General features: G+C 50.9%; 22 protein-coding genes, 1 rRNA gene and 1 pseudogene. 10 read left to right on the top strand and 14 right to left on the bottom strand.

Annotation, left to right across the window (positions count from 1 at the left end):
- Nucleotides 1-40: 40 nt before the first annotated feature.
- The 3 genes from C2U43_RS24980 to yihU are packed head-to-tail and all read right to left on the bottom strand — an operon-like array spanning nt 41 to nt 2,886.
- Nucleotides 41-1,051, bottom strand: coding sequence for a zinc-dependent alcohol dehydrogenase (locus C2U43_RS24980; protein ID WP_008786993.1), 1,011 nt, complete (start codon nt 1,049-1,051; stop codon nt 41-43).
- Between the two features lie 31 nt (nt 1,052-1,082).
- Nucleotides 1,083-1,970: an aldolase gene (locus C2U43_RS24985; protein ID WP_008786992.1), complete on the bottom strand. Its 888-nt coding sequence runs from the start codon at nt 1,968-1,970 to the stop codon at nt 1,083-1,085.
- A 25-nt stretch (nt 1,971-1,995) separates the two neighbouring features.
- Nucleotides 1,996-2,886 (bottom strand): sulfolactaldehyde 3-reductase, encoded by an 891-nt coding sequence (yihU, locus tag C2U43_RS24990; protein ID WP_008786991.1) that lies wholly within the window; start codon nt 2,884-2,886, stop codon nt 1,996-1,998.
- A 172-nt stretch (nt 2,887-3,058) separates the two neighbouring features.
- On the opposite strand from yihU, the gene C2U43_RS24995 reads away from it, so the two are divergent.
- Together C2U43_RS24995 and C2U43_RS25000 are read left to right on the top strand one after the other, a co-directional pair.
- Nucleotides 3,059-3,955, top strand: a complete 897-nt coding sequence (locus tag C2U43_RS24995; protein WP_008786990.1) for a sugar kinase — start codon at nt 3,059-3,061, stop codon at nt 3,953-3,955.
- A gap of 39 nt (nt 3,956-3,994) precedes the next feature.
- Complete coding sequence (locus C2U43_RS25000) at nt 3,995-4,783, top strand: DeoR/GlpR family DNA-binding transcription regulator (RefSeq protein ID WP_008786989.1); 789 nt, start codon at nt 3,995-3,997, stop codon at nt 4,781-4,783.
- A gap of 67 nt (nt 4,784-4,850) precedes the next feature.
- Here the strand turns inward: C2U43_RS25000 and typA are convergent, their stop codons facing one another.
- Nucleotides 4,851-6,674, bottom strand: a complete 1,824-nt coding sequence (gene typA, locus C2U43_RS25005; protein ID WP_008786988.1) for a ribosome-dependent GTPase TypA — start codon at nt 6,672-6,674, stop codon at nt 4,851-4,853.
- A 379-nt stretch (nt 6,675-7,053) separates the two neighbouring features.
- On the opposite strand from typA, the gene glnA reads away from it, so the two are divergent.
- From glnA to C2U43_RS25030, 4 genes are all read left to right on the top strand, one after another.
- Nucleotides 7,054-8,463, top strand: coding sequence for a glutamate--ammonia ligase (gene glnA, locus C2U43_RS25015; protein WP_008786987.1), 1,410 nt, complete (start codon nt 7,054-7,056; stop codon nt 8,461-8,463).
- 282 nt (nt 8,464-8,745) lie between these two features.
- Nucleotides 8,746-9,795 carry a nitrogen regulation protein NR(II) gene (glnL, locus tag C2U43_RS25020; protein ID WP_008786986.1) on the top strand — a complete coding sequence of 350 codons (1,050 nt, stop codon included), beginning with the start codon at nt 8,746-8,748 and terminating at the stop codon, nt 9,793-9,795.
- Between the two features lie 10 nt (nt 9,796-9,805).
- Complete coding sequence (gene glnG / locus C2U43_RS25025; protein WP_003825317.1) at nt 9,806-11,215, top strand: nitrogen regulation protein NR(I); 1,410 nt, start codon at nt 9,806-9,808, stop codon at nt 11,213-11,215.
- A gap of 112 nt (nt 11,216-11,327) precedes the next feature.
- Nucleotides 11,328-11,438, top strand: a complete 111-nt coding sequence (locus C2U43_RS25030) for a YshB family small membrane protein (RefSeq protein ID WP_020996121.1) — start codon at nt 11,328-11,330, stop codon at nt 11,436-11,438.
- An 87-nt stretch (nt 11,439-11,525) separates the two neighbouring features.
- Here C2U43_RS25030 and hemN read toward each other — a convergent pair whose 3' ends face one another.
- From hemN to C2U43_RS29885, 3 genes and pseudogenes are all read right to left on the bottom strand, one after another.
- Complete coding sequence (gene hemN / locus C2U43_RS25035) at nt 11,526-12,899, bottom strand: oxygen-independent coproporphyrinogen III oxidase (RefSeq protein ID WP_103285941.1); 1,374 nt, start codon at nt 12,897-12,899, stop codon at nt 11,526-11,528.
- 188 nt (nt 12,900-13,087) lie between these two features.
- Nucleotides 13,088-13,594, bottom strand: coding sequence for a Der GTPase-activating protein YihI (gene yihI, locus C2U43_RS25040; protein ID WP_249424195.1), 507 nt, complete (start codon nt 13,592-13,594; stop codon nt 13,088-13,090).
- A gap of 169 nt (nt 13,595-13,763) precedes the next feature.
- Nucleotides 13,764-13,949: pseudogene (locus C2U43_RS29885) on the bottom strand (hypothetical protein).
- A 209-nt stretch (nt 13,950-14,158) separates the two neighbouring features.
- On the opposite strand from C2U43_RS29885, the gene yihA reads away from it, so the two are divergent.
- On the top strand, nt 14,159-14,791 hold the full coding sequence (yihA, locus tag C2U43_RS25045; protein ID WP_008786982.1) for a ribosome biogenesis GTP-binding protein YihA/YsxC: 633 nt from the start codon (nt 14,159-14,161) through the stop codon (nt 14,789-14,791).
- 119 nt (nt 14,792-14,910) lie between these two features.
- Here yihA and C2U43_RS30260 read toward each other — a convergent pair whose 3' ends face one another.
- The 3 genes from C2U43_RS30260 to C2U43_RS29890 form a co-directional block, all read right to left on the bottom strand.
- Nucleotides 14,911-14,958, bottom strand: a complete 48-nt coding sequence (locus C2U43_RS30260) for a spot 42 RNA, inhibition of DNA synthesis (RefSeq protein ID WP_071892919.1) — start codon at nt 14,956-14,958, stop codon at nt 14,911-14,913.
- A 166-nt stretch (nt 14,959-15,124) separates the two neighbouring features.
- A complete protein-coding gene (gene polA, locus C2U43_RS25050) occupies nt 15,125-17,911 on the bottom strand; it encodes a DNA polymerase I (protein ID WP_057066644.1) in 2,787 nt (928 codons plus the stop codon).
- Nucleotides 17,912-18,126: 215 nt separating this feature from the next.
- A complete protein-coding gene (locus tag C2U43_RS29890; RefSeq protein WP_233899654.1) occupies nt 18,127-18,462 on the bottom strand; it encodes a hypothetical protein in 336 nt (111 codons plus the stop codon).
- Between C2U43_RS29890 and C2U43_RS25055 the strand changes: the two genes are divergently transcribed.
- Complete coding sequence (locus C2U43_RS25055) at nt 18,356-19,210, top strand: acyltransferase (RefSeq protein ID WP_233899652.1); 855 nt, start codon at nt 18,356-18,358, stop codon at nt 19,208-19,210. The two genes, C2U43_RS29890 and C2U43_RS25055, sit on opposite strands and share 107 nt — an antisense overlap.
- 13 nt (nt 19,211-19,223) lie before the next feature.
- Here C2U43_RS25055 and dsbA read toward each other — a convergent pair whose 3' ends face one another.
- The 3 genes from dsbA to C2U43_RS25070 form a co-directional block, all read right to left on the bottom strand.
- The gene (dsbA, locus tag C2U43_RS25060; RefSeq protein WP_003028621.1) at nt 19,224-19,847 is read right to left on the bottom strand and encodes a thiol:disulfide interchange protein DsbA; all 624 of its coding nucleotides are present in this window, start codon (nt 19,845-19,847) and stop codon (nt 19,224-19,226) included.
- A gap of 16 nt (nt 19,848-19,863) precedes the next feature.
- Entirely contained in the window at nt 19,864-20,850 is a 987-nt protein-coding gene (locus C2U43_RS25065; RefSeq protein ID WP_103285944.1) for a serine/threonine protein kinase, read from the bottom strand.
- A gap of 76 nt (nt 20,851-20,926) precedes the next feature.
- Nucleotides 20,927-21,196 carry a YihD family protein gene (locus tag C2U43_RS25070; RefSeq protein ID WP_003028616.1) on the bottom strand — a complete coding sequence of 90 codons (270 nt, stop codon included), beginning with the start codon at nt 21,194-21,196 and terminating at the stop codon, nt 20,927-20,929.
- Between the two features lie 69 nt (nt 21,197-21,265).
- Between C2U43_RS25070 and mobA the strand changes: the two genes are divergently transcribed.
- Nucleotides 21,266-21,850: a molybdenum cofactor guanylyltransferase MobA gene (mobA, locus tag C2U43_RS25075; RefSeq protein WP_103285945.1), complete on the top strand. Its 585-nt coding sequence runs from the start codon at nt 21,266-21,268 to the stop codon at nt 21,848-21,850.
- A complete protein-coding gene (mobB, locus tag C2U43_RS25080) occupies nt 21,832-22,350 on the top strand; it encodes a molybdopterin-guanine dinucleotide biosynthesis protein MobB (protein ID WP_103285946.1) in 519 nt (172 codons plus the stop codon). The genes mobA and mobB overlap by 19 nt, the downstream gene beginning before the upstream one ends.
- A 268-nt stretch (nt 22,351-22,618) precedes the next feature.
- Here mobB and rrf read toward each other — a convergent pair.
- Nucleotides 22,619-22,734, bottom strand: a 5S ribosomal RNA gene (gene rrf / locus C2U43_RS25085).
- Nucleotides 22,735-22,799 lie beyond the last annotated feature (65 nt).

Raw genomic sequence — 22,799 nt, forward strand, 5'->3', positions numbered from 1 at the left:
GGCGCTACCCTTAAGCAGCGCCAGACAGAGGGTTACAGCATCAAACCTCAGCAAATTGCAGCATGACTTTTATAGAGTCATTTTGCTGCGCACGTTCAAACGCCTTATCCGCATCTTCGACAGGGAAGAGATCGGTCACCAGTTCGCTGGTGTCAAACCGCCCATCCGCAAGCCATTCAATCACGGCATCGAAGTCTTCCGGGATGTACATGCCGGAATTCAACAAATCGCGTTCGAAGCGCTGCATCATCGGAAGAGGAATTTCACGTGGGCCACTCGGTACCCCCATGCACACTACCGTTCCGCCAGCATAAACATGGGTAAATGCATCATTCAGCGTGGCCTGGGCGGCAACAACATCAATTGCCCCCGTAAAACGGACCTGTGCATCCAATTCCCCCGGAGCCCAGACTTCCGTGGCACCTAGCTTTAACGACAACGCGCGCTTGGCGGCATCAGGCTCGATGACGGTGATCTTTCCCGCACCCATGATGCGCAATGCTTGAACGATGGATAAACCAATTGTCCCTGCACCAATCACTAATACACTTTCCAATGACGCTTTCGGCATACGGCTCACGCAATGACGCGCGCAGGCTGCGGGCTCAGCGAAAGCTAGTGCTTTTAGTGGTAACGAAGCAGGTGCAACATGGCAGTTTCGTGCAGGTACAATGTGCTGCGAGCGGGCAAAACCCGGCGCCCGGAAGCCAGCAACCTGTGGAGGCTCACACAGATTAAAGCGACCCGCTTTACAAGCACGACACTCCATGCAGGCCATAATTGGGTCGACTACGACATGATCGCCCGGCTTAACATTCGTTACTTCACTGCCCACTTCAGTTACGCGTGCCGCAATTTCATGTCCAGGCACAACCGGAGGTTTTGCAAATGGGTGTCCTCCTTTCAGTACATGCAGATCAGAGCCACATATTCCGTAAAACACCGGAGCAATGCGGACTTCTTGCGGTTTAAGTTCCTGGTGCGGCAGCTCAACATATTGGGTGGTCACCTTCCCAATATCAGAAAATAGAACTTGGGTAATCTTATCCATGGTTCTTCTCCAGATTCGTTAAAATGGGTGATTAACGCTGAGAAATCCCTTCATCGACGATTTCTGCCAGGCGTTGTAAGCGTGGAACCGACACATCACGCAACATTGTTTGCGGATCTTGAGCACCAACAACCGATGCCCAAACGGCACGCCCTGCCAGGAATCCGGAAGCTCCACCCTTCATGGCGATACGGACCGCGCGGCCAAAAATATCCGCATCAACACCAGAAGAAAGAATGACCCACGGCATTTTCATTTGTTCATGCAACTTTTGACACGCAGCAAGTAGGGTCTGTTCATCACCTTTGCCGCCTAATGGCATTTCAGCTTTATAGAGGTCAGCATCGGTGCAGCCGAGTTCAGCCGCTGCGGCAACGATGGCGCTTTCCCGGTCAAATTCCCAGCCGCGACGAGGAGGTCGGACGACCGGCTCAATGATGCTGACCAGCCCTGCGCTACGACAGCGTTGAACAAACTCAGCCACCATAGCCAAACGTTCTTCTGCGGGTTCATCTTCACGCCACAGCACTAACAACTTCATGGCTTTCGCACCCATTTCGCGGGCTTTATGCGGATCAATTGCTCTGTCAATTTCGACACTATCAACCGGAATACCATTACCCGGAACAAAATGGTCAGCCGCCACAATCAGTCCACATGAATCAGCGACTGCACCTTGAGAGACAATCTGATCGAGACAAAATTGTTTATCTGCCAGAACCGCTGAAGCGTAGGGAGACAGAATTTGTGTTGCTGCAACTTTAAAATCAGTCAATACGCTGTCGGCAACAGGTTTAGGATGTCCAGACGCTGCAAACATCAGACGCATTGCTTCACGCTGATCAACGGCCAGCATGGCAAATCCACCGCCAGGGCGAGAAATATCTTTCAGCGTGTATGGGGTATTGTGGGAAGACATAATAACTCCTGTAACTGTTTAAAATTTAGAGTGAATCTGGTCGGCCAGCCTGCTGACGAACCTGAGATAACAGCGCACTCCAGTCCTGACGGCCTCGACCGTTCTCGCTGGCACGGGTGTAATAGGTTTCTGCTGCAATGCCCATATTGAGCGGCGCACCGGTCTGACTAGCGACATCGACGGCAATACGCAGGTCTTTCAACGCGAGGTCCACCATGAATGCCGGAGAAAGGTCTCCTTTAAGTACCTTGCCAGGCCAGGTTGTCGTAAAGTGCCCCTTGCCTGCGGCAGTACCGCTCATGACCTTAATGGCCACATCAAGGCTCAAACCCAATGATTCGCAAAGAACAGCGGCTTCCGCTGACAAGGCGTTCAGCGCAATACTCATATAGTTATTGATGAGCTTTACGCGGATCCCCATACCGGGACCGCCTGCTTCCACCAGCTCATTCCCCATACACATCAGCACAGGGCGAGCACGTTCAACCTGTTCAGGCGTTCCGCCAGCAAGAATCAGCAGCGTGCCGTCAATCGCGTTAACTGACGTCCTGCCCACAGGAGCATCCATCATGCTGATGCCTTTCTCTTTCATCTCATGAATCAACTCATCGGTCTGCAATGGATGAATCGTGGACATGTCAATAACCAGGGCATTGGGGGACAGGCCTTCGCTGACGCCATCTTTACCCAGCAGAACTTGCCGAACGATGTCGCCATTTGGCAGCATAGTGATTATGAATTCGGCACCTTTAGCGGCTTCAGCGGGTGTTTGAGCAGCAGTCGCACCTTTTTGTACTAATTCATTGACTGCCTGTTGGTTTACGTCGAACACACGCAAAGCATGTCCCTTTTGCAACAGATTATTAGCCATTGGGCTGCCCATCTGGCCCAAGCCCAAAAATGCAACGGTTGTCATGAATGCTCTCCTGTGTCAGGTTGACAAAATAATTACAATTAAAAACTCGTTTTCGTCTGTTTTTGAGCATATTTGTAATTTATGACTAAAAACAAGACACGCGTCACTAATTTGATCATTTATGTCATTAAAATGAACAAAAGAAGACAAGATCACACAGGACTAACCAAATATGACCAGAATTGCATGTGTTGGAATCACCGTTCAGGACCGTATTTATTCTCTGAACAACCTGCCCGATGGCGGGGGAAAATATCAGTCAAATCAATATCTGGAGACAGGTGGCGGCCCGGCGGCAACAGCAGCTGTCGCCATTGCCCGGCTTGGTATTGACGTTGATTTTATAGGCCGTGTAGGCGATGACAGTTGTGGGAATACCTTGCTTAACGAGCTTCAGAGCTGGGGGGTCAATACGGCGTTCTGCCGGCAATACCCGAACTCCCGTTCATCCCAGTCCGCAATTTTGGTCGACCAGCATGGCGAACGCATTATCGTGAACTATCCAAGCCCGGATCTCGATACGGATGCAAGGTGGCTGGAGTCGATTGATTTTTCCCGTTATGACATCGTTCTGGCCGATGTACGTTGGCATGAAGGGACGTTGAAATCCTTCGAACTGGCACGTGCCGCCGGAGTTCCAACGCTGTTGGATGCCGATATGACACCACAAGATATAACCCCATTGGTGGCGCTTGCCGATCATGCCGTTTTTTCAACTCCAGGTCTGAAGAGAATGACCGGGCAAGATGATGCACAACAGGCACTTAAACTGGCCGCTGAGCAAACCAATGGTAAAGTGTACGTTACGCTTGGCGGCGAAGGGTCACTATGGATCGAAAATGGTCATATGTGTCAACAGACTGCATTTTCTGTCAATGTTGTGGATACAACCGGTGCAGGCGATGTTTTCCATGGTGCAATGGCAGCAGCTCTTGCAGAGCAAATGCCGACTGACCAGGCGATTCGCTTCGCAAGTGCGGTGGCGGCGATGAAATGCACTCAGGCGGGCGGACGAGCCGGAATTCCTAATCGTGCGCAAACCGAATCATTTTTGTCACTTTATGCGTAAAATAGCCAACAATTACGGGGAAGAAGTCCAGGAGTATTCATGAGCATCATTGAAGTCACCGGTAATCCGCGACACGATCAACTTGTTCATTACATTACAGAACGCGGCTATATGAATATCGAAGAGCTCGCACAATTGCTGGACGTGTCCACGCAAACCGTGCGCCGGGATATTCGTAAGTTAAGCGAACAGGGCTTGATCACCAGACATCATGGTGGAGCCGGACGTGTATCCAGCGTCATGAATACCGCCTTTGAACAGCGAGAGTTGTCCCTTACCCAGGAAAAAGAAGCGATAGCGGAAGCGGTTGCTGATTATCTTCCTGAACGCTGTACGGTATTTATTACCATTGGTACAACGGTGGAAGCCGTCGCACGAGCTTTGCTGAACCGTCGGGATCTTCGCATCATTACTAACAGTCTTCGTGTTGCGCAGATCTTATATAAGAATCAAGATCTTGAGGTTATGGTGCCCGGTGGAACGTTACGTGCTCATAATGGCGGTATTGTTGGCCCAGGAGCAGTGAACTTTATTGAAGGATTTAGAGCCGACTATTTGATTACCAGTATTGGTGCCATCGAGGAAGACGGCACACTATTGGAATTTGACGTTAACGAAGCGCTTGTCGCCAAAACGATGATTAAGCATGCACGTAATACGCTGTTAGTTGCTGATCATACTAAGTTTACCGCCTCAGCCGCTGTATCCATCGGTAATATGCGTAAAATTCGGGCATTTTTTACCGATTCCCAGCCACCAAATTCATTCAAGCAATTGCTTGATTTAGAAAATATTGAGCTAGTCATTGCAGAGCAGGAAACGACCTGATCTTTTAGATAAAAAAAGCCGCTGATAATCAGCGGCTTTTTTGTGCTTACCTGAAAAAGAGCGTTAATTACTCTTCTTTCGCGCCACGCATTGCACGGCGACGATCGTTTTCAGTAAGGTGACGCTTACGGATACGGATAGAGGTTGGTGTTACTTCTACCAGTTCGTCGTCATCGATGAATTCCAGAGCCTGCTCCAGAGTCATCTTAACCGGCGGAACCAGAACCGTTGCTTCGTCAGTACCAGACGCACGCATGTTGGTCAGTTTCTTACCGGTCAGGCAGTTTACAGTCAGGTCGTTAGAGCGGCTGTGAATACCGATGATCTGGCCTTCGTAAACTTCAGCACCGTGACCCAGGAACAGCTTACCGCGGTCCTGCAGGCTGAACAGTGCGAACGCAACTGCTTTACCCTGGCCGTTGGAGATCAGTACGCCGTTCTGACGCTGACCCACATCACCCGCACGAACGTCGTCGTAGTGGCTGAAGGTGGAGTACAGCAGACCGGTACCGGAAGTCATGGTCATGAATTCTGAACGGAAGCCGATCAGACCACGGCTTGGGATCACGTAGTCAAGACGTACGCGGCCTTTGCCATCTGGATTCATGTTTTTCAGGTCGCCTTTACGCTCACCCAGAGCTTGCATCACAGAACCCTGATGCTGCTCTTCAACGTCCAGCGTTACGTTTTCGAACGGCTCTTGTTTACGGCCATCGATTTCGCGGAAGATTACTTTCGGACGGGAAACCGCCATTTCGAAACCTTCACGACGCATGTTTTCGATCAGAACAGATAGGTGCAGCTCACCACGACCGGATACACGGAACGCATCCGCATCTTCGGTTTCTTCAACGCGCAGCGCAACGTTGTGCACCAGCTCTTTGTTCAGGCGGTCAAGGATCTGACGAGAGGTAACATATTTACCTTCTTTACCGCAGAACGGAGAGGTGTTTACGCAGAAGAACATGGTAACGGTCGGTTCATCAACGGACAGAGCTGGCAGCGCTTCAACATTCTGCGGATCGCAGATGGTGTCGGAGATGTTCAGTTCGCCCAGACCGGTGATCGCGATGATATCGCCTGCTTCAGCAATATCACTCTCGATACGTTCCAGACCCAGATGAGTCAGAACTTTACCGACTTTACCGTTACGGGTTTTGCCTTCGCTATCAATGATAGTGATCTGCTGGTTCGGTTTAACTTTACCGCGTTTGATGCGGCCGATACCGATTACGCCAACGTAGTTGTTGTAGTCCAGCTGAGAGATTTGCATCTGCAGCGGGCCATCAAGATCTACGCTCGGAGCCGGTACACGATCAACGATAGTCTGATACAGCGGAGTCATGTCTTCAGCCATGTCTTCGTGATCCAGACCCGCGATACCGTTCAGCGCAGAAGCGTAAACGATCGGGAAGTCCAGCTGCTCGTCGGTAGCGTCGAGGTTAACGAACAGGTCAAATACCTGATCAACAACCCAGTCAGGACGCGCGCCAGGACGGTCAACTTTGTTGATAACAACAATTGGCTTCAGGCCATGGGCAAAGGCTTTTTTGGTCACGAAGCGCGTCTGCGGCATCGGACCGTCCATTGCATCCACCACCAGCAGCACAGAGTCGACCATGGACATTACACGTTCAACTTCACCACCGAAGTCGGCGTGCCCCGGGGTATCAACGATGTTGATACGGTAGTCATTCCATTTGATAGCGGTGTTTTTAGCGAGGATGGTAATCCCACGCTCTTTCTCCAAATCGTTGGAGTCCATCACGCGCTCTTGGGTTTCAGCACGTGCATCGAACGTACCGGATTGTTGGAGCAGCTTGTCTACCAGGGTCGTTTTACCATGGTCTACGTGCGCGATGATGGCGATGTTACGCAAATTTTCGATCACAACTTTGCCTCAGGCATTTTAGAAATAGCGCGTTATTGTACACGGATTAATCGCAGTACAAAACAGGATCACAAACATCCTCCGCAAACAAGTATTGCAGAGTTTCTTTGTGATCACATTCACGGAGCGTTAAAAGGGGTAATCTGACATGCTTTGCACCAATATGGTGCTTAATGTTCACATTAAAGCACTATAATGGTGCAATACAACCTTCATGGTGCAGCCCCTTTGCACGATGGTGCGCATGATAACGCCTTTTAGGGGCAATTTAAAAGTTGGCACAGATTTCGCTTTATATTTTTTATGGCGACACGGCCAATTTTTGCAGAATTGAAGACTTCGTTACCACGACGACAATGACCAATCCGGGAGAGTAAGTATGTCCGCTGAACACGTTTTGACGATGCTGAACGAACACGAAGTGAAGTTTGTTGATTTACGCTTCACTGATACCAAAGGTAAAGAACAGCACGTCACTATTCCTGCTCATCAGGTAAATGCCGAATTCTTTGAAGAAGGCAAAATGTTTGACGGCTCCTCAATCGGTGGCTGGAAAGGCATTAACGAATCAGACATGGTTCTGATGCCAGATGCGTCTACTGCTCTCATCGACCCGTTCTTTGAAGAGTCTACCCTGATCATCCGTTGCGATATCCTGGAACCAGGTACGCTGCAGGGCTACGACCGTGACCCGCGCTCCATCGCTAAACGTGCTGAAGAGTATCTGCGTTCTACCGGCATCGCAGACACCGTTCTGTTCGGACCAGAGCCAGAATTCTTCCTGTTTGACGACATCCGTTTCGGCGCAACTATTTCCGGTTCCCACGTGGCTATCGATGACATCGAAGGCGCATGGAACTCCTCCACCAAATACGAAGGTGGTAACAAAGGTCACCGTCCAGGCGTGAAAGGCGGTTACTTCCCGGTTCCTCCGGTAGATTCTTCTCAGGATATCCGTTCTACCATGTGTCTGATCATGGAAGAAATGGGCCTGGTTGTTGAAGCGCATCACCACGAAGTGGCGACTGCCGGTCAGAACGAAATCGCGACCCGCTTTAACACCATGACCAAAAAAGCGGACGAAATTCAGATCTACAAATATGTCGTTCACAACGTCGCTCACCGTTTCGGTAAAACCGCGACCTTTATGCCAAAACCAATGTTTGGCGATAACGGTTCCGGCATGCACTGCCACATGTCCCTGTCCAAGAACGGCGTAAACCTGTTCTCCGGTGACAAATATGCGGGTCTGTCTGAGCAGGCGCTGTACTACATCGGTGGCGTAATCAAACACGCTAAAGCGATCAACGCCCTGGCTAACCCGACCACCAACTCCTACAAGCGTCTGGTCCCGGGTTACGAAGCACCGGTAATGCTGGCTTACTCTGCCCGTAACCGTTCTGCGTCTATCCGTATCCCGGTAGTTGCTTCTCCGAAAGCGCGTCGTATCGAAGTGCGTTTCCCGGACCCGGCTGCTAACCCATACCTGTGCTTCGCAGCGCTGCTGATGGCTGGTCTTGACGGTATTAAGAACAAGATCCACCCGGGCGAAGCAATGGACAAAAACCTGTACGACCTGCCGCCGGAAGAAGCAAAAGAGATCCCACAGGTTGCTGGTTCTCTGGAAGAAGCACTGAAAGAACTGGATCTGGACCGCGAGTTCCTGACCGCAGGCGGCGTGTTCACCAATGAAGCGATCGATGCGTACATTGCGCTGCGTCGCGAAGAAGATGACCGCGTGCGTATGACTCCGCACCCGGTAGAGTTTGAGCTGTACTACAGCGTTTAATCGTTTGAGTTGCCGTGGAACTTTTAGCCTGCTCAGGCAGGCTTGAGATCGATGGTGAATGATAGGACGCCTGATGGCGCAAACTTATCAGGCCTGGAGGGTAACATTACCTTGTAGGCCGGATAAGGCAAAGCCGCCATCCGGCATCTATGTTTGCCAGTCATCTGTAGCCCATCTCTGGATGGGCTTTTTTCTCCACTAACAACCTGCTTTTTCGCGCTTTTTTGATGTAAAAAGCTATAATGCACTAAATTGGTGCAACACTTTTCAGGAGACTGCTGAATGGCAACCGGCACGCTGCCCGATGCTGGGCAGATCCTAAATTCTTTAATCAACAGCATCTTACTCGTCGACGATGAGCTGGCTGTACATTACGCCAACCCGGCGGCACAGCAGTTGCTCGCCCAAAGCTCCCGCAAACTGTTTGGTACACCGCTTCCCGATCTGTTGAGTTATTTCTCCTTAAACATCGGACTGATGCGAGAGAGCCTGGAAGCAGGCCAGGGCTTTACGGATAACGAAGTGACGCTGGTGATAGACAGCCACTCACATATCCTCTCTGTGACCGCTCAGAGGCTGCCTGATGGCCTTATCTTGCTGGAGATGGCCCCTATGGATAATCAGCGCCGTCTGAGTCAGGAACAGCTCCAGCACGCCCAGCAGATTGCTGCCCGCGATCTGGTGCGTGGTCTGGCACATGAAATTAAAAACCCGCTGGGCGGATTACGCGGTGCGGCGCAACTTCTCAGTAAAGCGCTTCCGGACCCGGCGCTGACCGAATATACCAAAGTCATTATTGAACAGGCGGACCGCCTGCGTAATCTGGTCGACCGTCTGCTGGGGCCACAACAGCCCGGCATGCACATCACGGAAAGTATTCACAAAGTGGCGGAACGCGTGGTGGCGCTGGTCTCGATGGAGCTGCCGGAAAACGTCACGCTAATCCGGGATTACGACCCAAGTCTGCCCGAATTACTGCACGACCCGGACCAGATCGAGCAGGTTTTGCTGAACATCGTACGCAATGCTTTGCAGGCGCTGGGACCGGAAGGCGGCGAGATCATTCTGCGCACCCGCACCGCGTTTCAGCTCACGCTACACGGCATGCGTTACCGTCTGGCGGCACGAATTGATGTAGAGGATAACGGTCCAGGTATTCCCTCGCATTTGCAGGATACGCTGTTCTACCCAATGGTTAGCGGTCGCGAAGGCGGTACCGGCCTTGGATTATCTATCGCCCGTAATTTGATTGATCAACATTCCGGCAAAATTGAATTTACCAGTTGGCCGGGTCATACCGAGTTCTCGGTTTACCTGCCTATCAGGAAATAAGGTGACGTTTATGCAACGAGGAATAGTCTGGGTCGTTGATGACGATAGTTCCATCCGTTGGGTGCTTGAACGTGCGCTCGCAGGGGCAGGGCTAAGCTGTACCACATTTGAAAGTGGTAAAGAGGTACTGGACGCGCTGGCCAGCAAAACGCCGGACGTGCTGTTGTCGGATATCCGCATGCCGGGTATGGACGGCCTGACGCTGTTAAAACAGATTAAACAGCGGCATCCGATGCTTCCGGTCATCATAATGACCGCGCACTCCGATCTGGATGCCGCCGTCAGCGCCTATCAGCAAGGGGCGTTTGATTATCTGCCCAAACCTTTTGATATTGATGAAGCGGTGGCGCTGGTCGAGCGCGCCATCAGTCATTATCAGGAACAGCAGCAGCCGCGCAATGTTCAGATTAACGGCCCCACAACCGACATCATCGGCGAAGCGCCAGCAATGCAGGACGTCTTTCGCATTATTGGTCGCCTGTCCCGGTCTTCAATCAGCGTATTGATTAATGGGGAGTCAGGAACCGGTAAAGAGCTGGTCGCCCATGCGTTGCACCGTCATAGCCCGCGCGTCAAAGCGCCGTTTATTGCGCTGAACATGGCGGCTATCCCGAAAGATTTGATCGAGTCTGAACTGTTCGGTCATGAGAAAGGCGCGTTTACCGGGGCGAATACCATTCGTCAGGGGCGCTTTGAACAGGCAGATGGCGGTACGCTGTTCCTCGATGAAATTGGCGATATGCCGCTGGACGTGCAAACGCGTTTATTGCGCGTATTAGCCGATGGACAGTTTTACCGCGTGGGTGGTTACGCACCGGTGAAAGTGGATGTGCGCATTATCGCCGCCACGCACCAAAACCTTGAACTGCGCGTACAGGAAGGCAAATTCCGTGAGGACTTATTCCATCGCTTGAACGTCATCCGGGTACATCTGCCGCCACTGCGCGAACGTCGGGAAGATATCCCCCGCCTGGCGCGTCATTTCCTGCAGGAGGCAGCCCGCGAACTGGGGGTGGAAGCCAAACAATTACACCCGGAAACCGAGGCTGCGCTCACCCGTCTGGCCTGGCCAGGTAACGTACGTCAGCTTGAGAACACCTGCCGCTGGTTAACCGTCATGGCCGCCGGGCAGGAAGTACTGATTCAGGACTTACCAACTGAGCTGTTTGAAACCTCCGTGCCAGACGCACCATCTCATATGCAGCCGGATAGTTGGGCAACGCTATTGGCACAGTGGGCGGATCGGGCATTACGCTCCGGTCATCAAAACTTGCTTTCTGAGGCCCAACCAGAGATGGAGCGTACGCTATTGACTACCGCGCTACGTCATACCCAGGGGCATAAACAGGAAGCGGCACGCTTGCTCGGTTGGGGTCGTAATACCTTGACGCGTAAGCTAAAAGAACTCGGAATGGAGTGACATATCGTCACTGTGTAAAGATTAATAATTGAGCGCAAATAGCTGCTATTTTGCGCTTTACTGTTCCGATGAGTTAAGTATGATCGTGCCCGACTAACGGGGGGAAGTCATCATGCTGGAATCAATCATTAATCTGCTGTCGAGCGGTGCGGTCGAAAGCCATACGCCACAAACTGCGGTCGCCGCAGTATTGTGCGCAGCGCTGGTTGGACTGTTCAGCTAGCGGGTTCGCCGGGTGGCGCTTCGCTTACCCGACCTACGTATTGAGATTTTCGTAGGCACGATAAGCGAAGCGCCACCCGGAAAAGCGTTAAATCACCCGCGAGAATTGCTGCATCCGCGCTTTCTGGCGCAGATACGCATCGAAGCACATGCAAATATTACGGATCAGCAGACGGCCCTTCGGCGTGACCTGAATCCCCTTCTCATTGACATCCACCAGCCCATCCTTCGCCAGCGGTGCCAGCAGTTTCAGGTCTTCGGCAAAATAGTCAGCGAAGTTCAGATCCCATTGCTGTTCCACAGCGGCATAGTCGAGGCGGAAGTTGCAGATCAGGAGCTTGATAACATCCCGACGAATGCAGTCGTCACGGGTCAGGGCAATTCCGCGCCACAGCGCGTCCCCCTGCTCGTCTACCTGCTGATAATAGCGCTTCAGCTCTTTCTGGTTCTGCGCGTAGTTATCACCAATCATACTAATGGCTGACACGCCCATTCCCAGCAGATCGGTATCACCCTGGGTGGTATAACCCTGGAAATTACGATGCAGCACACCCTTGCGTTGAGCAATGGCCAGTTCGTCATCTGGGCGGGCAAAGTGATCCATGCCAATGAACTGATAGCCAGTTTCGGTCAGTGAAGAGATGGTTTCCTGCAGGATATCCAGCTTCTGCTGCGCGCTGGGCAGGTCGGCATCTTTAATTTTGCGCTGAGCGGCAAACAGCGTCGGCAGGTGCGCGTAGTTAAAGACACTCAGTCGATCTGGATTCAGCTCAGCAACGCGTTTCAGGGTGAAGGCGAAACTTTCTGGCGTCTGTTTTGGCAAACCATAAATCAGATCGATATTCGTTGAAGTAAAACCGATCTCACGCGCATGATTCAGCAGCGCAAAGATGAATTCCTCATCCTGCTCACGGTTCACCAGGCGCTGAACTTCTTTATTGAAGTCCTGCACCCCCATGCTCAGGCGGTTAAAACCTTCAGCGCGTAAATGATCGAGCACATCCAGCTCAATTTCACGCGGATCCACTTCGATCGAAATTTCGGCGTCGTCGTTAAAGTTAAAGTTGCTACGCAGCAGCGACATCAAACGGCTGATTTGCGCTTTATTCAGGTACGTTGGCGTGCCGCCGCCCCAGTGCAGCTGACTGACATGGCGTCCGGCGAACAGCGGTGCGCGATGAATAATTTCTTGTTCTAAGACATCGAGGTATTGGTCGGCTTTATGCTGCTGGCGAGTCACGACCTTGTTACAGCCGCAGAAATAACACAGCTTGTGGCAGAATGGGATGTGAACGTACAGCGAGAGAGGACGCTCAGGATAACGCGCCACGGCCTTTAGAAATGCCTCAGTGCCGTAGTCTTCAGAAAACTCCAGCGCGGTCGGGTACGAGGTATATCGTGGCCCGGAATAGTTATATTTCTGGATCAGGGCCAGGTCCCAGTCTATTAACTGCTCTGACATGCTCACTCCTTCCGATGGCGTCTCTGGCGGGTACGGCGTACCGACTTAACCCCAGTACGGGTGATAAGTCGGTTGCGCAGCCACTTCTGTCGCCGCGACAACCGCTGTAGTTTAACGAATAACCACACCAGATAACATATAACCGGAAGGGTTATAAGCAGGACGGGAAGACCCACGGTGTAAAACCGTTAGTTGCCGCCTTTCAGCAGGCGCATCATGTCTTCCTGCTTTTCTTCTTCCTCTTCTTCCTCGTCATCGTAAGAAAGACCCAGCTTTTGCATCAGCTCATCGATGCGATCCAGCTTGGCATCAACCCAGGACTGATCTTCCGCGCTCAGGGTTTCTCCTGCTTCAAGACGCTCCAGCAGCGCATCCAGGCGCTCATCCGTTTCCAGTAAATCCAACTCAGCCTGTGGTGAAAGCATAGGTTTCTCACTCTTCGGTTTGTGCTGTTTGGTGACTTTTTCGGTCACGCCCAATGGAATGGGGGTTTTGCTGCCAATACGAGGATCTTTTTGCTTATTTTGGTTTCCGCCACCAGATGCGCCTTCGCTACCGGACGCACGGCTACCTGCCGCATGACCACGGTGTTTTTTCTGGCGCTTACGGTCGCGAGCTTCCTGGTTAATTTCTTCGCGTGTTTTACGACGCGCTTTTGCAGGACCTTTACCGCGTGGTGTAGAAGTTGGTTTCATCATGATTCGTCTTTGGCTGTTTTTATTCAGTATATAATTGCGCCGGAATCTAGCAGAAATAAAGAAAAAAGGCGACAGAGTAATCTGTCGCCTTTTTTCCTGACTCTCAACCCTTACGGGCTCTACAATCCCTGTTGGCTATCAACACACCCTGTTTTTCCCTTAGCCTCTAACATTCCGTGTTGTTTCCATTTCCTTTTACTAACGTCTCCGGACGTTTGTCTTCCTGACAATCCTGTGTCTTCGCCTCCTGGCGCTCCTGACCCTCATCCTGAGTCGTCTATCCTTTCAGCTTCCTCGCTATGGACGCTACTTTACCGTTTTGGTTTAAACGTACAAGTAACCTGGGTAACAATTTCTGATTTTAAGAATAGCGCCCAAATGTAACTATATGATTTATTTTAGTTCTTTCATTTTTTACTCTGTCATCTCGTATAGAAACTGTCGGCAATGTCTCACAAAGCGCGAGGTTTTTACTTACACAGCTCACTCGTCGAAAAACCAGCCTTTTGCTGGGGTTCAGGTATAATCGCTGCAAAGCCCTGATTGATGGAGAGGACTGCTTTGACTAACTTGAATTATCAACAGACGCACTTTGTAATGAGTGCGCCTGATATTCGCCACTTACCTTCCGATACCGGTATCGAAGTGGCTTTTGCTGGCCGTTCCAACGCAGGCAAATCCAGTGCGCTAAATACCCTGACGAATCAAAAAGGTCTGGCGCGTACATCTAAAACGCCGGGTCGTACTCAGCTCATCAACCTGTTTGAAGTCGTTGACGGCAAACGCCTGGTCGATTTGCCAGGATACGGTTATGCCGAAGTTCCAGAAGAAATGAAGCGTAAATGGCAGCGCGCGCTGGCTGAATATCTGGAAAAGCGTCAGAGCCTGCAAGGTCTGGTGGTACTGATGGATATTCGTCACCCGTTAAAAGATCTCGATCAACAGATGATCCTGTGGGCAGTTGAGAGCAACGTTCAGGTTCTGGTACTGCTGACTAAAGCAGATAAGCTGGCCAGCGGTGCACGCAAAGCGCAACTGAATATGGTACGTGAAGCCGTACTGGCATTTAACGGTGATGTGCAGGTAGAAGCATTTTCATCGCTGAAAAAACTGGGTGTGGACAAACTGCGGCAAAAACTGGATAGCTGGTTTAGTGAACTGGCACCGGTTGAAGAGGTGCAGGAAGGGGAATAACCCACCGATATGCCGGATGACGCCGCTGCGCGTCTTATCCGGCCTACAGCATGTGCAAAACTTTTCTTTCGCACAATAAAAAACGCCCCAGTCATTACTGACTGGGGCGGCTAAAATATTCAGCCAAATCCGATTACGTGAAGTAAAAGGTCTGAAAGATAGAACATCTTACCTCTGTACCCTACGAGAATAACTTTACTCTTTTTTGAGCAGCTCAGAAAGCACTTTTTGTAATTTTTTTTCATTCCTTACATAGGGAATTCTAATGGACATCACAAAAAGCTCTCTCTTATGTTGCTTAGTTACGAAAAAGGAGCGTTATTAAGTAAACCCTTAGTGCGCCTGATCCCAGTTTTCACCACTCCCGACTTCCACCAGCAACGGCACGTCAATCTGAGTCTCGTTTTCCATCAGTTGGTGGATCTTTTTGGAGACGCTTTCCAGATCATCTTTGTGCACTTCAAACACCAGTTCATCGTGTACCTGCATGATCATGCGCACGCGCGGTTGCTCGGTTTGCAGCCATCCATCCACGGCAATCATGGCTCGTTTGATAATGTCTGCAGCAGTTCCCTGCATCGGGGCGTTAATGGCCGCACGTTCAGCACCAGCGCGACGAGCACCATTACTGGATTTAATATCCGGTAAATAGAGACGGCGACCTTCCAGCGTTTCTACATAGCCTTGCTCTTTCGCCTGCGCGCGGGTGCGTTCCATGTATTCCAACACACCAGGGTAGCGTTCAAAGTAGAGATCCATGTACTTCTGTGCTTCTTTGCGCGGAATATTCAACTGGCGCGCCAAACCAAAGGCGCTCATCCCGTAGATCAAACCGAAGTTAATGGCTTTAGCGCTGCGGCGTTGCTCGCTGGTCACAGAATCAAGCGGTAAACCAAAGACTTCTGCCGCCGTTGCGCGGTGAATGTCTTTCCCTTCGGCAAACGCGGTAAGCAGACCTTTATCACGTGAAAGGTGCGCCATGATACGCAGTTCAATCTGTGAGTAGTCCGCAGAGACAATCAGGTAGTCTTCTGGCGCAATGAACGCCTGACGAATACGACGACCTTCATCATTACGTACCGGGATGTTTTGCAGGTTTGGATCCGTTGAAGACAAGCGCCCGGTGGCAGTAACCGCCTGATGGTATGAGGTGTGCACGCGCCCGGTTTTCTTGTTAATCATCAACGGAAGCTTATCCGTATAGGTCGACTTCAGTTTTGCTAAACCACGATATTCCAGGATCACTTTCGGCAATGGGTAATCCAGCGCGAGCTCTTCCAGTACCTCTTCCGACGTTGATGGCGCGCCGCCAGGGGTTTTCTTCAACGGCTTAATACCCTGCTTTTCAAACAGGATAGTTTGCAGTTGCTTAGTGGAAGAGAGGTTAAACGCTTCTCCGGCGATCTCGTGCGCTTTTTGCTCCAGCTCATTCAAACGCAGCGTCAGCTCTTCTGAATGCTTGTGCAGAACAGCCGGATCGATTTTCACACCGTTGCGCTCAACGCGAGACAAAACCGGCACCAGCGGCATATCGATATTTTCAAAGACGTTCAACGGCCCTTTATGCTGCTGCAATTCTGGCCACATCTTCAGATGCAGCTGTAGCGTAACGTCGGCGTCTTCCGCAGCGTAACGACCAGCCTCTTCCAGTGCTATCTGGTTAAAGGTCAGCTGGTTTTTGCCTTTTCCGGCGATCTCTTCAAAGGTGATGGTTTTATGTTTCAACCAGCGGTCCGACAGGCTGTCCATATCGTGTCGTCCAGCGACGCTGTTAAGAATGTAGGATTCGAGCATGGTGTCAAAGGTGATGCCGCGCAGCTCGATGCCATAGTTCGCCAGGATGCCGCGATCGTACTTCAGGTTTTGCCCGACTTTGTGCGCGTTCTCATCTTCCAGCAGCGGCTTCAGCAGCTCCAGCGCGCGGTCGCGCGCGATCTGGTCAGGGGCATCCAGGTAATCGTGGGCAACAGGAACATACGCCGCCACACCCGGTTCAATGGCAAAAGACAGGCCAACCAGATTCGCGGAAATGTTGTCCAGGCTGTCAGTTTCAGTATCGAAGGCAAAGACTGGTGCTTTTTTCAGCTTAGCGATCCACTCTTCCAGCGTCGCTTCGTCCAGAATCGTCACATAGTTTTCATACGAAAGAACCGTGGCCGGCTCCTCAGGCGTTTCATCGACGACAATAGTTTCTTGCGGTTTTGCCGCCGGCTTCGTCCCTTTCGCCTGTAGCCATTTACCCGCTTCAACGTCGGTAACCCAACGTTTAAATTCATACTGTTTAAACAGGCCAAGCAGTTCTTCTGCAGCGGGCTGACGCACTTCAAGCTGCTCACAGGTCAATTCCAGCTCAACATCCGTTTTGATGGTAGCCAATTGATAAGAGAGGTACGCCACCTCTTTGTTCTGCTCAAGTTTGCCTGCCATGGTTTTCGCACCACGGAAGGTCAGCCCCGCTATTTTGTCTGATTCGGCATAGAGGGTATCCAGCCCACCCAGCCCCTGCAGTAGTGCCTGAGCGGTTTTTTCGCCTACGCCTGGAACGCCAGGAATGTTATCTGAGGAATCCCCCATCAGCGCCAGGAAATCGATGATCAGTTCCGGCGGGACGCCGTACTTATTCACCACTTCCTCCGGGCCGAGGATCGTATTGGTCATGGTGTTGATTAGGGTGATATTCGGCGTCACCAACTGAGCCATATCTTTATCACCGGTGCTAATCAGCACCGGGCGACCGATCTTCTCTGCTTCCCGCGCCAGCGTACCGATAACATCGTCCGCCTCCACGCCAGAAACAGCCAACAGTGGCAACCCCATCGCCTTTACCATCGCATGCAGAGGTTCAATCTGCGCACGCAGATCGTCCGGCATCGGTGGGCGGTGAGACTTATAATGTTCGAATAATTCATCACGGAAGGTTTTACCCTTGGCGTCGAATACCACCGCTGCATGGGTTGGTTGATATTGCAGAATCAAGCTACGCAGCATGTTGAGGACACCGTACATCGCGCCCGTAGGTTCTCCTGCGCTGTTAGTCAGCGGTGGGAACGCGTGGTATGCGCGATACAGGTAAGATGAGCCATCTACAAGGATAAGTGGGTTTTCTGGGATCTGAACCATAATGTCCGTGCCTGTTTATCAGATTATGGGTAAAGGATGCCACAGACAGGATGAAAACATGAGTTTTTCGCCGCATTTGTCGAAAAACTTTTGCAGATCTTCTGCTTTGCTCGCAAAGATAGCTGTGGATAACTTTGTGAATAAATAATTTTCAGCTCTTTAAATATAGCAAGGCAATTAATGCTCCATTGTATTTATACAACATTTTCAATTAGTTAAATAAACTCACGGCATTTTATTCCATTTTTACAGCTTATATCCTGATGTGGATAGATATTCTCTTTTTTTCTATTCAGGGAAGATCCATCATTTGGTTCGTTTTCTGATAAAATCAGCCCCTTGCGCCTCTTTCGCGCACTGTCTATGGCTAACCTTTTGAATAATTTAATTATGACGAGAATACTCGCTGCGATAACGCTGTTGCTGAGTATCGTATTGACCATATTGGTCACGATTTTTTGTTCTGTGCCGATCATCCTTGCCGGGGTTGTGAAACTCCTTTTGCCCATTCCTGTCATCTGGCGCAAGGTTTCTGTCTTCTGTAATTTCATGATGTACTGCTGGTGTGAAGGTCTGGCGCTACTGCTGCACCTTAATCCACGGCTGAAGTGGGATGTTGAAGGGCTGGAAGGTCTTAGCAAGAAAAACTGGTATCTGCTCATTTGTAATCATTACAGCTGGGCCGATATCGTTGTGCTTTGCGTTCTGTTACGTAAGCACATCCCGATGAATAAATATTTCCTCAAGCAGCAGTTGGCCTGGGTGCCCTTTATTGGCCTGGCTTGCTGGGCTCTGGATATGCCGTTTATGAAACGCTATTCACGTGGCTATCTGCTTCGCCATCCGGAACGCCGTGGTAAAGATGTCGAAACGACGCGTCGTTCCTGCGAGAAATTTCGTGCGCACCCGACAACCATTGTGAATTTTGTCGAAGGTTCGCGGTTTACTCATGAGAAGCGTGAGCAAACCCGTTCTCCTTATCAAAACCTGCTCCCACCCAAGGCGGCCGGTATTGCGATGGCATTAAATGTGCTGGGGTCACAGTTCGATAAAATGCTGGATGTCACGTTGTGCTATCCGGAAAACAGTAGCCGACCGTTCTACGATATGCTGAGCGGTAAGCTAACGAGGATTGTCGTGCGGGTGAATCTGGAGCCAATCCATGAAGAGTTACACGGTGATTACGTGAACGATAAGGCATTCAAGCGCCGCTTTCAGCTGTGGTTGAATACGCTGTGGAGTGAGAAAGACGCGCAGCTCGACGCGATTAAAGCCGCAAATAAAAAAGCCGGTCAGTGACCGGCTTTTGCTTTTACTTCTGACCGACCAGGTATTTCACGGTATCCGCATACTGTTGTACAAAGATATCCATGCTGCTGGTATCCATGCCCTGCGGGTTGACCTGATATTTGCCATTCACGAACATCGCCGGAACGCCCTGCAGCTGTAAATCAGCCGCTGCTTTTTCCTGCTGTGCCACGAGAGATTTCACTACGAAGCTGTTCCATGCCGCATCATAGTCTTCGCCTTTAATACCCGCATCGACAAACACTTTACGGATGTCAGCAACAGACTGAACGGTCTGCGTTTTCTGAACGCCTTCAAACAGCGGAACAGTAACCTGATCTTCTACACCCAGCGCCATAGCAACCGCCCATGCCTGCGTCAGATCTTTGCCCAACGGCCCGAGAAACTCGACGTGGTATTTGGTCATCTTGGTGCCTTCCGGCAGTTTTTTCTTCACGTTATCAGATACATGAAGCACTTCTTCAAACTGGTAGCAGTGCGGGCAGTAGAAGGAGAAGAACTCCAACACTTGCGGTTCACCCGCAACAGGCTTCTCCAGGGTGATGTATTGTTTACCATCCTGGAACTGCGCTGCAGATGCGCTAAAAGCTAAGACCATACCAGCCAGCGCCAGCCATATTTTTTTCATGTTCAAGTTTCTCCGATTAATACATTGGCGTTAATTGTAAGGGGGGCTCTTGCAGAATTTTTGCCTGCTCAATAAAGGTCGCGGTCTGACGATGCCAGTAATCTTCCCCGGTTAACCACGGGAAGTTTTTTGGGAACGCAGGGTCAGCCCAACGTCGAATCAGCCAGGCAAGATAATAAACTAAACGCATAGCGCGTAAAGGTTCTATCAGTCCGATTTCAGAGATGTCGAACTCACTAAACTCTTCATAAGCCTCGATAATGGTTTCTAGCTGCATGCGTTGTTCAGCTTTATCACCATTGAGGAGCATCCATAAATCCTGAATAGCCGGACCATTGCGGGCATCATCTAAATCGACAAACATCGGGCCATCGCGCCACAGAATATTACCGGCATGACAATCACCGTGCAGGCGTAACGTAGTAAAACGCGTATGCCAGCGATCGGTAACCACCGCGATAAGCGCATCCGTTACCTTCAGGAAAGCCGCTTTTTGCCCTGATGGGATAAGCTGTGCGTGTTCAAAAACTTTACGCGGCTCAGTCAGGTATTCTTCAAGGCCAATCGTCGGTCGGAAGGCAAAAGTACACTTGGATCCGGTCTGGTGCATACGCCCGAGATCGCGCCCGACCGCCTCCATTTGATCGATGTTGTCGGCCTCAAACTGGCGCCCACCGACGCTGGGGAAGATCGCATAATGGAAACCCTGGTGGCTTAACAGCGTTTGGCCGTTCAGTACCAACGGCGCAGCTACCGGGACTTCATCGCTTACCAGTTCCAGAGCAAACTGGTGCTCTTCCTGGATCTGATCGACAGACCAACGTTCAGGGCGATAAAACTTAACGACAAAGCGTCGACGGTCTTCGTCCTGGAATTGATAGACACGGTTTTCATAGCTGTTAAGCGGGGTAAGCCCGGAATCCACCCGGATCCCCTGCTCAAACAGTGCATCCATGATGGTATCCGGGTGTAGCGTCTGGAAATTAAAAGCGTTGTCGTTCATCCCATCATCCGGAAAATACTACGAATGATTCAGGATATCATTTCGCAGCGCTTTCGGTGGCGGCGATTACAAGCTTTTACTCTTTAATTACACCACGAGCGCGGAGTAGTGCGGTTTTAAAATCTTCTTCATAATCTTTCTGAATACCAGGGATGACAGCATCCTTCGCTGAGTCTCGCATTTTCAGGTGATAGATCAGAATGTCATCAGTTAAATCCGCCAGTTCGCCGTCAAAACCTGACTCTTGCGCCAGTTTCTGCAAAAATTGCATCAGGTTAAGATCGGGTTCCTTCTGCCAGGCAGGCTGGAGGAGTTCAATAACTTCATTCAGACGTTTACATTTCATGGTTGTGCTCCTTAGGCTCAATACAGATACGTTAGCAGGGTCAATCCCACATTAAAAGAGGCGATATCAGTGATTCTGGATAGTGCAATAACAGGGGTTGTGCTGGCTGGCGGTAAGGCCAGACGGATGGGTGGAACCGATAAAGGTCTGCTTGAACTGGACGGTAAACCTCTTTGGCGGCATGTGGCCGACATTCTCGCTTTGCAGGTCGAAACCGTGGTGGTTAATGCCAATCGCCACCGGGATATATACCAGCAAAGCGGCCTGAAAGTTATTCCCGATTCCTTGGCCGATTTCCCTGGCCCACTGGCCGGGATGCTATCGGTATTCCTGCAGCAAACAGGGGAGTGGTTTCTGTTTTGCCCGTGCGATATGCCCTATATTCCTCACAATCTGGTCGCTCGTTTAAAAGAACAGCGCAAAGCTGCACCGGTTGTCTGGGTGCATGATGGGGAAAGAGATCACCCAACCATTGCGCTGATGCACCGCTCTATGCAGCCTTTGCTGCAGGATTATCTTCAGTCCGGTGAACGACGCGTTATGGTCTTTATGCGTCTGGCTGGCGGTCATGCTGTCGATTTCAGCGATCATAAAGATGCGTTCGTAAACGTGAACACCCCCGAAGAGCTCGCAAAATGGCAGGAAAAATCATGATCCCATTACTCGCCATTGCGGCATGGAGCGGCACGGGAAAAACCACGCTGCTCAAAAAGTTGATCCCGGAGCTACGTGCCAGAGGTATACGTCCCGGATTGATTAAACATACTCATCACAATATGGATGTCGACAAGCCCGGTAAAGATAGCTATGAACTGCGTAAAGCCGGTGCAGCACAAACGCTGGTCGCCAGCCAGCAACGTTGGGCATTAATGGTAGAAACACCGGAAGAGCCCGAACTGGATTTAGCGTATCTGGTAAGCCGGATGGATGCAGCAACGTTGGACCTGGTGCTGGTTGAAGGGTTTAAGCATGAACCTGTCGCTAAGATCGTGCTTTTTCGCGACGGTTGCGGGCATAGTCCTGATGAATTGGCGATAGACGAATATGTTATCGCGGTTGCCAGTGATGTTCCGCTGGCGGTAGATGTTCCATTTTTAGATATCAACGACATACAGCAAATTGCTGATTTTGTTACGCAATGGATAAGATGGTAACCGTGGTGTTGTGATGAGCCTGATGCGCTGCGCTTATCAGGCCTACAAAATACGTTCAGCCCGGCCTCTGTAGGCCGGATAAGGCGGCACGCCGCATCCGGCAATGTACCGCCGCGTTGCCTGATGCGCTGCGCTTATCAGGCCTACAAAATACGTTCAGCCCGGCCCCTGTAGGCCGGATAAGGCGGCACGCCGCATCCGGCGGTTTTCATTCCACACAGACGTAAAAAAGCCCATCCGTCAGGATGGGCTTCTTCACTAAATTAATGCCTGGCAGTTCCCTACTCTCGCATGGGGAGACCCCACACTACCATCGGCGCTACGGCGTTTCACTTCTGAGTTCGGCATGGGGTCAGGTGGGACCACCGCGCTACAGCCGCCAGGCAAATTCTGTTTATCAACACGCTTTTGCATGTCGATGTTATCTGTATCAGGCTGAAAATCTGTCT

Source organism: Citrobacter freundii complex sp. CFNIH9, assembly GCF_002903305.1.
GTDB classification, from domain to species: domain Bacteria; phylum Pseudomonadota; class Gammaproteobacteria; order Enterobacterales; family Enterobacteriaceae; genus Citrobacter; species Citrobacter portucalensis.